The organism is Methylobacterium sp. E-041 (assembly GCF_022829665.1).
Classification (GTDB): Bacteria; Pseudomonadota; Alphaproteobacteria; order Rhizobiales; family Beijerinckiaceae; genus Methylobacterium.
Window position 1 is genome coordinate 1 of the sequence record NZ_JAKSYQ010000046.1, and the last position, 9361, is coordinate 9361.

Sequence of the window (9361 nt, forward strand, 5' to 3'; positions counted from 1 at the left end):
GCGCTGCCCCGCATCCTCGCGCAGCAGCGTCAGGTAAGGGGCGACCAGCGCCCACTCATCATCGGAGACGTCGGATGGGTAGGATCTGCGCAAAGGGGTCATGCCCCTTCATCTGGAATCCCCACACCACGGGTCCATAACAGCCTCTAGTTATGGTTGTTGTAGTTCCAATTCGGGCAGGCCACGGGTGCCTCATGCCACTGAGGCCGGATCGCAGGCCGTGCGCCCATATTCCAGATGTGCTCACGAAGGGCGTGGCTAGTGTACCACGGTCCCCGACGACCCACTTGGGCACGCCGGGAAGTTGGTCGAGCAGCGGAACCGCATGGGGCAGTTCATGGGCCCGCACGGGCGCCAACCCGAAAGCGATGGCGCGACCCTGCCCCTCGGCGATCACGCAAGCCTTGGTACTATCGCCGCCACGCGTCCTTCGACAGGCTCAGGATGACGGCGGCCAAGAGCTTCGCAAGCGTCTCGCTCGGCCGCAGATCCCCCCTTTTGGCGGCGCCTGCCGCCTCCTGGTGAGCCCGCACGTTGGTGCCATCGAGGACACCATCCCGAGTTGAACGCCGCACTCCTGCATAAGGTCAAGCAGCCGTTCCCAGACGCCAGCACGGGACCAGCGGATGAAAATCTGCGCCGCTCGCCACCACGGACCCAGTTCCTGCGGAATGGTCCGCCATTTGGCCCCGTTCTGATGCCGCCAAAGAATGGCCGAGAGCGTGCATTGCAGGTCCTGCGGCGGCGTCTTGGCCTTGGGCCGGCAGGCCTCGACCAGCCGCTCCAGTTCGGACCATTGCACATCGCTCAACATCATAACTCCCACATCAGAGAGATGAAAACGCGAGACGACACAATCCAATCAAGTGACGGCAGACCCTAGCCTTATAAATGGTAGGCCACCAATCCAAAAGCTTCCTAATTTTGATTCTCTTTTAAAGTACCAGCGAAGCGAAAGTATTATAGCACTTCAGACGAATGCGGTCATTTATTTGATTAATGAACTGTAAGATATATAAATATTTTATCTTAAAGACTTTCGAACGCGCACCTAAATAGTTTTGGAGGACCATAAACCCCAAAATTCCACCAACATACGCCGCCCGGAGGGAATTACAATAAGCGCGACTCCCGTAAAAAAATAGCAAGAAGCTAAGTTCAAAAAAAGACGCAACGTGTTTCCCGCCCCCACTTCCTGGAGTCCGATATTAGCCACCCATGTAATGGCACATCCTAAAATCGCAGATATAAGGATTGGATAACATTCTTTTAAACATAGTTTTGAAGAAACGGGACCTCGTGATGTAGCTGCTAGAAATGTAACGACATTATCAATATTAGAGAAGATTGCAAGACAAATAATGATGCCAGTTAAGCCCCAAATCATGCCGATGAACAATGCGGCAGCCGTAAACACGGCGCTTAATAGCCCAAAATATATTTGCTCTTCTGCGCGGCCTTGAGATACGAAAAGCCAACCCGCACTCATGCGAAGTGAGAAAAAAATAAACGATATGGCAAGCCAGGAAACAATAACTCCAGCTGCAACCCAAGCCTCTCCTAGCACAACTATAACAAAAAGAGTGCCATAAGTCGCACAGCATAGCAGCCCTGGCATCGTTAAAAGGAGCGTTGCTTTCAAAAGAAGCATAAATGCTTTAGTATATTTTGCTTGAATTACCACTAAACGCGAAAGAAGGGATATGGCAACTCTGGCCAAAGGGGCTTGCACTTGCCATAGAGGAGTAATTATTAGCTTATAGGACCGATCATAGAGTCCGAGAGGTATGGCCCCTGAGTTTATACCGATTGTTATACTAGGTAAACTATTAGTCACATAGTATATCAAATTATATCCGGTGATTTTACCTCCAAAAATTATGAGCTTTAGTGATCCAGGCGTTTTCTTGGGAAAAGACGGAATCCAATTTGAATAATACCAGACCATTATAAGTATCACTATAGAGTTGGCAGCCTGCATATAAACAATCGACCAATAGCCGCATCCTAGAATTGCCGAAAATATACCGACCAAGGACCCGATAAATAAGCATAAAACATCCATCACAGCTAATTGACTGAACTTCATCCTTCGCTCTAATAATGCAGCTTGTTGAGCAGACAATCCACTGATGATTAGAAGTGTTGCAAACGCTGAGATAATACCTTCTAACTTTGGCTCTCCATATACAGCTGAAATAAAGGGTGCGCTTGCAACGAATAGCATAGCGAGAACGAAACTTACTATAACATTCAGCCAAAATAAATACGACAGACTCTCATGGCTTATAGTCGATTGCTGTACAGTAGCGCGAGACAGTCCTAGATCGTTAAATATCTGCACAAGCGATAGGAACGGCAACGCCATCGCAATCAAGCCAAATTCAGAAGGCAAGAGCAGCCTTGCCATAATAATTTGTGTTCCAAATTGAATAAAAAATCGAACGCCCTGACCTGCGGATGTAACAGCAACCCCACGGATAGACGCTGATTTTAAATTATCTGAAGTATTGTCGGGATCAAAACTATTAACTCTTATTTTTTTTATGTTCACGGTGCGGCCTTACGAACTTGAGATTTATAACCAGCCTAACTGGATGCAGGAGTTGTAGCTAAGTTCCCAAGTAGGCTCTCTACTATTCATAAGTGACGAAAGCGAATTGTAAAATCTCAGGAAATTAATTGGTATGATATAGGTATAATAATTTTAATTATAAAATTGATAAAATTATATTATTCACGTAGACTCGTGTAAACGGCCAACTTTATGACCCACCGCATCCCGCAAAACAGCTGCAGCACAGCCCGCGAGTAAGCCTATAAGAACACCAAGAGGTACAACCACGCTTCCTCTCGGGAAAACCGGCCTTACTGGTACTGACGCAATTTGAACAGGTTGCAATGTCGATAGATTCTCGTTTGTACGCCATGCATTTTGAATTTCGGCCTCTGAACTTTTCCTGCTGTATAGAGCAAAATTCGCTTCGTTTTGCTCGACCTCTCTCTCAAGTCTTGAGAACTCTGCAGATTTAGTAGCAAGCTTTTTTAACTGTTGATCGACCTCCTGCAGCTCGTTTTTTTGGTTTACCTCGGACTGTTTCAAGCCCGCAAGTTCTGCATTGTCATTGATTATTTTCTGCGCACTCTCTTGATAGAGTTTAACATGGAGAAGTGGCGGATCATCGCCGAATCCTGAACTTGCGGACGGCTGTTTGGCACTCCTAGTTGCTGAACTGGCGTCGCCATAGATTTCGGCAGGGAGATTCATCTTACCTTTCAATGATGAAAGTTGCACACGCAGAGACTCTAACTCTCCTTGAATGCGGGATATTGAAACCTGAGTTGAGGACAGATCAGCTTGCGCTCTATCTCGACGCGACATCAGGAGTTTTCGTTGATTTTCAACTGCGTAAATCTGATTTGCTACTGAAAACTTTTCGAGCGCCGTCGATGAAGAGGACAAGTTATCTTTATACTTATCTTTTTCGCCCTGAAAAAATCGTATTGAGAGAGGATTGCTATACAACTTCATATTTCTCTCAATAAGACTACTTGCTACTTGATTGGCCACCATCGCAGCACGGGCAGGGTCTCGATCGCGGAATGCTATCTTAAGCAAATCAGTATTAAGCTCGACATCTACTTTTAATGCTGCTTGTAGAGAAAGCACTGTAAATGGCTGGTTCTCATCTGCTACTTGCACAATTGTACTGACCGGCTTGCCAAATGTTTCAGATCTTTTATTTAATTGAACAATCTCAGCAGGATCTTCACTGTTTTTATTTTTCAAATGATTAAGAACGTCAATTATAACTGGCTCGCCTTGAGCTATTTTAACCATAGATTTTAAGTAACGATCTTGGGATAAGGCGCTGCTAGAGGATTCACTGTTTTCCTCTGGCTTTGGAGTTCGGCTGCGATCCACTAATAGCAATGTCTCTGCTTCATATATCCGCGGGGAGAACTTCCAAACTGATAATGCTATAATATTTATAAGCAACATAACTGCTGCAAAAATCACTTTTTGACGCCAGATAACAGAAAAGAAATTATTAATACTCATTTTATTGCCCTTGCTCCTGAGGACTTACATCACGGCCGGAAATTATAACTTTTGTAATCTCGTAAAAACAATCCTCCTGTCACCTTTTAAATCCTTTTACATAGCTCAGCGGTTCAGATTTAAGATCCTTGAGCCTGCCGATCAGTTTGGATGGTAAATTCGTTTAATATGAGGCCGCTGTGAAATGTGGTCCAGCGCGCACATTTTGTGAATCTGTCGGCTGCTGCTAAACCCTTTTCTAAGAATGCAGCGTCGCGCTTACACACTTATAGCCTTTGGTAGAGCTTCTAGTATCGAACGTTGCCAACAAATATCAATTTAATGGTAGAACAGGATATTAAATAGATCTCACCCCCGCTCACGAATACGCTTTCGATTCAGAAAATTGTGGCGCCTCGGTTAGCAGGATTACCATGGTGATGCCCATCAGTGAAATTTACTTAGATCGCCGCTGATGCAATGCTATTAATCTATTCATTCGGTTGAGTGGGTGATTAGATATGCGAGATTGTTTGATGACATCCTGCAAAAACGGATAGATAAAATTATTTATGTTCGGCCATAGTTTGTAAGCGTTCTGAAGATTTGTCGTCTTCCACAATATTTGCAGGATCTTTGGAATAACGCATAAAACGAGGATATTAGCGAAGTAGTGATGTCTGCCATTCGTTTGCCATCCGTCGCGTTAAAGACAGCGGTTTCTCAGGAAATCACCTAGCCCTATGATGTTAGGGTTCAGGCGCCAACGGTTTGGAGGATGGTGCCAAAGCAGCTGCTGCCGTTGAAGCGCGCGGTATCGACGACGATGCGAATGGCGGCTTCGCCCGTGGCGGCCCACATCGCGTGGTAGCCGTTGGTGACCTTCGCTAGACTACGAGGGGCGCAGCAGCCGATTAGATCCGTTATTGTTGAGCTCGACCGCGCCCGGATGGGCGAGGAAGACCAGGAGTTGATCGCGCGCCCGGCTGATCTTGGCTTGTAAATCGCGGGTCAGGTCCCAACGACATCATGTGGCCAGAATAGCGCCGAGTTGGCGGTCCAGACTTCGGCGCTTGGCAGTCAGCGTTCAGGCGGCCAGATCGGTGACGCGCTCGGCCAGAGCGAACACGGATCGCAACCAGAGCTGCAGGCGCCAGGGGACCGGATCGTTGCTTATTTCGACGATGTAGGTGATATCGCGGGCCAGATGCGCAAGGCAAGTCTGGTGTTCGGCTGCGTGTCCCTGCTGGGTGGTGTAGCGGTCCGAGATCCACACCGCCGGCCGATGTCCGTCTATCATCTCCCGCACCACGATGGCGCCCCGCGTCGGGGAGGCCGTGTGCACCACGGCTTGCATCGAATGGAAGACGCAGTGGTAGGCGTTGCCGCCCTCGATGCGCACGCCGGTCTCGTCCGAGGCGACCACCGTGGCTTGACGCAGGGTTCGAGACGGCCTCGTTGCGACCGGAGCGGAAGCGTTTCTGCGCGCGCTGGAGAAGGTTCATCAGCCCGCCCTGGCTGAGCGTAAGCCCGAACAGGCCGGAGAGCGCCGCCTGCAACCGCTTGTAGGACAGCGCCTGGAAGGTCTTGAGATACGTCGCCACCGCATGCAGCCGCGGGCCAAAGGGCGTGCCGCGCGCCGGCTCCGGAACCGGTGCAATCACGCGCGCGCCGTAGGTCGAGCACTGCACCGCCAGCCGTTGATGCTGGGTGACGACCGGTGCGACTTCCGGCAGCTCGATCCGTTCGGAGAGGCTGACGACCTCGGTGGGAAGGTCCCCGTGCAGTCCGCCGCCGCAGCACGCACAGCGATCGGGGCGATGCTCGACGACGGCATCGAGATCTTTGCTCATCACGCGACTGTGGCCCTCGTGGCCAGGCTTCGCCCCGCCTGGTTTGGCCTGCTCGCGCCGCTCCTTGCGATCCGTTGCCGGCAGCTTCGAAGACGTGCGTGAGGTCTTCTCCGGGCGCTGCATCCGCAGCACCACCTCATCCTGAGCTTATCGAAGGGTCGATCAGCTCCTAGCTGCTCAGCCGCTTAACATCGCTTTGGCTCATCCGCTGAAAGAATCAGCAAAATCCGACCCACGCAAGGGGGGTAATTACTTCCTGAGAGCCCGTCCGTTAACGTCCGGCAGGGTTTGAGTGGCTGGGATGGCGGTAATTTCAGACAGGTGCTGAAGCCTAACCTGCAAGTGCCATGTGGACCCCGACCACTCGCTGGCAGCATAGCCGCGCCAACCTGCGCTACGAAACCGACCTGATAGATACCGAGTGGACGATGATCGCACCTCTGATGCCGGAGCCGGCGCCATGTGGCCGCCCGCCAGTTTGGACGACGCGGGAGGTCCTGAACACCATCGTCTCAGTGCTGCGCGGGGGCATCGCGTGGGGGCTGATCCCGAAGGACCTGCCGCCGCGTTCGACCACGTTCGGCTATTTCAGCCGCTGCGCGACGAAGGGGTGTTTGCTCGCATCAACTACGACCTCGGCATGGCGGACCGCGAGCGTGTCGGACGGGAGCCTCACACACGGCTGCGGTGCTCGATAGTTAGAGCGTCAAGACCACCGAGAGCGGTGGGCCGTGCGGCTACGAAGCTCGCAAGAAGATCAATGGCCGCAAGCGTCAGGCGCTCGTAGATACGGACGGACGCGCCCTCGTTCTTGACCCGCAGCCGGCTAACGTCCAGAACCAGGATGGAGCTGAGCCAATGTTGCGTCTGTCGCGTCGGACTTTCCCATTCATCGTCAGAGCCTTCGCTGATGCAGGTTATGCCGGCGACAAACCTACGACTGCCTCGATCATCACCGTCCACATCGTGCGCAAGCCTCCGGATTAGATCGGCTTCGCCGTACACCCGCGCCGGTGGGTCGTCGAGCGCTTCTTCGGGTGGATCAGCCGCAACCACTGCCTTTGGAAGGGCCCGGAGGCGACCCTCGCCTCAGCTCACGCCTCTCTCTACGCCGCTGCCGTCATGATCCTCGTTCGACGGATGGGACGCACCTCATGACTTACCGAACGGACTCTTAAAGAGTGGCGCACCATCGCCACCTGTTACGTGAAAAATAATATCAGCTTTTGTGACAACAACATAATCGCAATTTTCCTACTTCTTTCGATTGCATTTAACACCTGTGTAAGTTCTGCAATCAACAATTTCTGCATCGGACTCATCGTCCTCCTCATCTTCATATGAGCGAAATCGTTCTACAAGTATACCTTTATAAGGATCAAAGTTTATAGTATATATTCTTCCATTCTTCTCAACAGTTGCCTTCCAAAACTTTTTAGTTGGCTCAATGGAAATTTCTTTTCCGAAACCTAGCTCATCAATTTTTCTTGAGATCTCGTACTTTGTAATCCATCCAGGACCAGGGGACCGTGCGAATGCCGTATGTGCTGTAACTATAAAAGTTAAAAATACTATATAACGACAGATCTGCTTCATAATCAAAAACCTTAACATTGCGGGCTGACCCATTTGGCGGCACGCGTTCCAAGTTAGTGCATTGTCGGTTGTTTGACGATGGCAGGGTGAACGAACGACGTTGAGCTACTCGGTTCCGCTAGTCAGACGATCACTTCTGGCGCAGTGGCTGGTAGCCGAGCGACGGGTGCGGTTGGATGCTGTTGTGGCGTCTCGGCCATTGCTCAATTACGACGCAGGCTTCGTTGTGAATGAATAACATCTCACCGTTGAGAAGTTAATTGCGCAAATTTGCATTAGAAATCTGGTAGATTACCGTTCTTCCGCGGACTAAGGTCCTTGATGTAGGCAGTTGTTGATCTAACTGCTATGATTTAATTCTGAACAGCCTTGGCAACGAATTCTGGGCCGTGGCACAGCAAGATTATGGCTCGAGGGTTTAAGCGGCACGCGAAGCCACCTTGTGGACGCTTAGGTGGTCGAGGATGACTGTATCGCCACGGTTTAGCACCGAAACCAGCGTGTCGGTGACATAAACCGGGAAACACTCGCCGCTCGTCACTCCATCGAATAGGGTTGTAGCGACGAGGCCGCTCGTGCGCAGGGCAGCGTTGACGGTGGTGGTCTTGTCGTAATGGGATGGACGCCCCCCGACTGCATTGTTGTGCCAAAGCGGTGGTGTTGTGAACCACCCGAGGGAGGCGTCCGTGACACAGGTGACCACCATCGGCCTAGATCTGGCCAAGAACGTTTTTCAGCGACACAGGGCGAATGCTGCTGGTGCCCCGATTTTCGCAAGAAGCTACGGCGTGATCAAGTCCTCGCCTTCTTTGCGGCCCAATCATCCTTCCTCATGCCATGGAGGCCTGCGCCGACGCGCATCACTGGGCCCGCAAGCTCTGCCACACGGTGAAGCTGATCGCGCCTGCCTAGGTGAAGCCTTTCGTCAAGCGCTAGAAGAACGCCGCGGCCGATGCCGAGGTGATCTGCGAGGCCGCGCAGCGTCCGACCATGCGCTTCGTTGCCGTAAAAAGCGAAGCCAAGCAAGCCTCCGCGGTAATCTTCCGGACCCGCGACGTGCTGGTCGGCCGGCGCACCCAGCTAATCAACGCGATCGGCGGCCATCTTGCTGAGTACGGCCTGATCACGCCGCAGGTACCCGCCCACATCGAGCGGTTTATCCCGCAGATCGAGGATCCCACTTCGGACATTCCTCCAGCCGCTCGCGCCAGCCTCGCCGTTCTCGTCTGTGCGTTCCGCCACCTGCAGGAACAGACCGTAGCCCTCGATCCCGAGATCGCCACGCGCGCGAAAGCCGACGATACGGCTCGACAGCTGATGAGCGTGCTGGGCATCGGTCCGCTGATGCCCCTACCATCGAAACCCTGGCCCCGCCCGGTGGGACGTTTCATTCAGGCCGCGACTTCGCGGCCTGGGTCGGGCTGACACCGGTCTAGGTCGCGGACTCATAAAGTTCGCAGCCAGACCCGGACGGCAGCGAGTTTGACGCTGGCGAGGAAGTTATCGGGATCCTTGTCGTAGCGGGTGGCGACGGCGCGGAATGCGGCAGCCTGTCGAAGTAGGCTTGGTCGGGCGTTCCACATTCAAGTCTCGCATAGAGTATTCACACGCTGTCAGAGGCTAGGTACCGGGCAATCTATACGTGCGCCGTACTCACGCTGACGTAGGCGTGCAGATAGATCTCCTCGTAGTCGGCCGAGCGCCACAGACGCTCGACGAAGATATTGTTGCATCATGCGATTCAGCCGTCCATGCTGATGGTGATCCCGGCCTTCAGCAGCACACTGGTGAAGTTGTGGGTGGTGAACTGCTTGCCTTGTGATCAGTGTTGACTATCTCCGGCTTGCCGTGCCGGGCGGACGCGTTGGGT

At 52.3% G+C, this 9361-nt stretch carries 3 protein-coding genes and 8 pseudogenes; 2 read left to right on the forward strand and 9 right to left on the reverse strand.

Annotated elements, in window-relative coordinates; translation table 11 throughout:
• The 5 genes and pseudogenes from MKK70_RS03385 to tnpC form a co-directional block, all read right to left on the reverse strand.
• A pseudogene (locus MKK70_RS03385) lies at positions 1–102 on the reverse strand (IS5/IS1182 family transposase); the annotation flags it as partial.
• 47 nt (positions 103–149) lie between these two features.
• Positions 150–814: pseudogene (locus MKK70_RS03390) on the reverse strand (IS5 family transposase); the annotation flags it as partial.
• Positions 815–1051: 237 nt separating this feature from the next.
• A complete protein-coding gene (locus MKK70_RS03395; protein ID WP_243945827.1) occupies positions 1052–2554 on the reverse strand; it encodes a lipopolysaccharide biosynthesis protein in 1503 nt (500 codons plus the stop codon).
• Positions 2555–2737: 183 nt separating this feature from the next.
• A complete protein-coding gene (locus MKK70_RS03400; RefSeq protein WP_243945828.1) occupies positions 2738–4063 on the reverse strand; it encodes a GumC family protein in 1326 nt (441 codons plus the stop codon).
• Positions 4064–4798: 735 nt separating this feature from the next.
• A pseudogene (tnpC, locus tag MKK70_RS03405) lies at positions 4799–6018 on the reverse strand (IS66 family transposase).
• 224 nt (positions 6019–6242) lie between these two features.
• Here tnpC and MKK70_RS03410 point away from each other — a divergent pair.
• Positions 6243–7053: pseudogene (locus tag MKK70_RS03410) on the forward strand (IS5 family transposase).
• 96 nt (positions 7054–7149) lie between these two features.
• On the opposite strand, the gene MKK70_RS03415 reads toward MKK70_RS03410, so the two are convergent.
• Together MKK70_RS03415 and MKK70_RS03420 are read right to left on the reverse strand one after the other, a co-directional pair.
• Positions 7150–7491 (reverse strand): PepSY domain-containing protein, encoded by a 342-nt coding sequence (locus MKK70_RS03415; protein WP_243945829.1) that lies wholly within the window; start codon positions 7489–7491, stop codon positions 7150–7152.
• 433 nt (positions 7492–7924) lie between these two features.
• Positions 7925–8098 (reverse strand): annotated as a pseudogene (locus MKK70_RS03420) (IS630 family transposase); the annotation flags it as partial.
• A gap of 79 nt (positions 8099–8177) precedes the next feature.
• On the opposite strand from MKK70_RS03420, the pseudogene MKK70_RS30985 reads away from it, so the two are divergent.
• Positions 8178–8921, forward strand: a pseudogene (locus MKK70_RS30985) (IS110 family transposase); the annotation flags it as partial.
• Between the two features lie 15 nt (positions 8922–8936).
• Here the strand turns inward: MKK70_RS30985 and MKK70_RS03430 are convergent.
• Positions 8937–9032 (reverse strand): annotated as a pseudogene (locus tag MKK70_RS03430) (IS5/IS1182 family transposase); the annotation flags it as partial.
• Between the two features lie 122 nt (positions 9033–9154).
• Positions 9155–9361: pseudogene (locus tag MKK70_RS03435) on the reverse strand (IS3 family transposase); the annotation flags it as partial.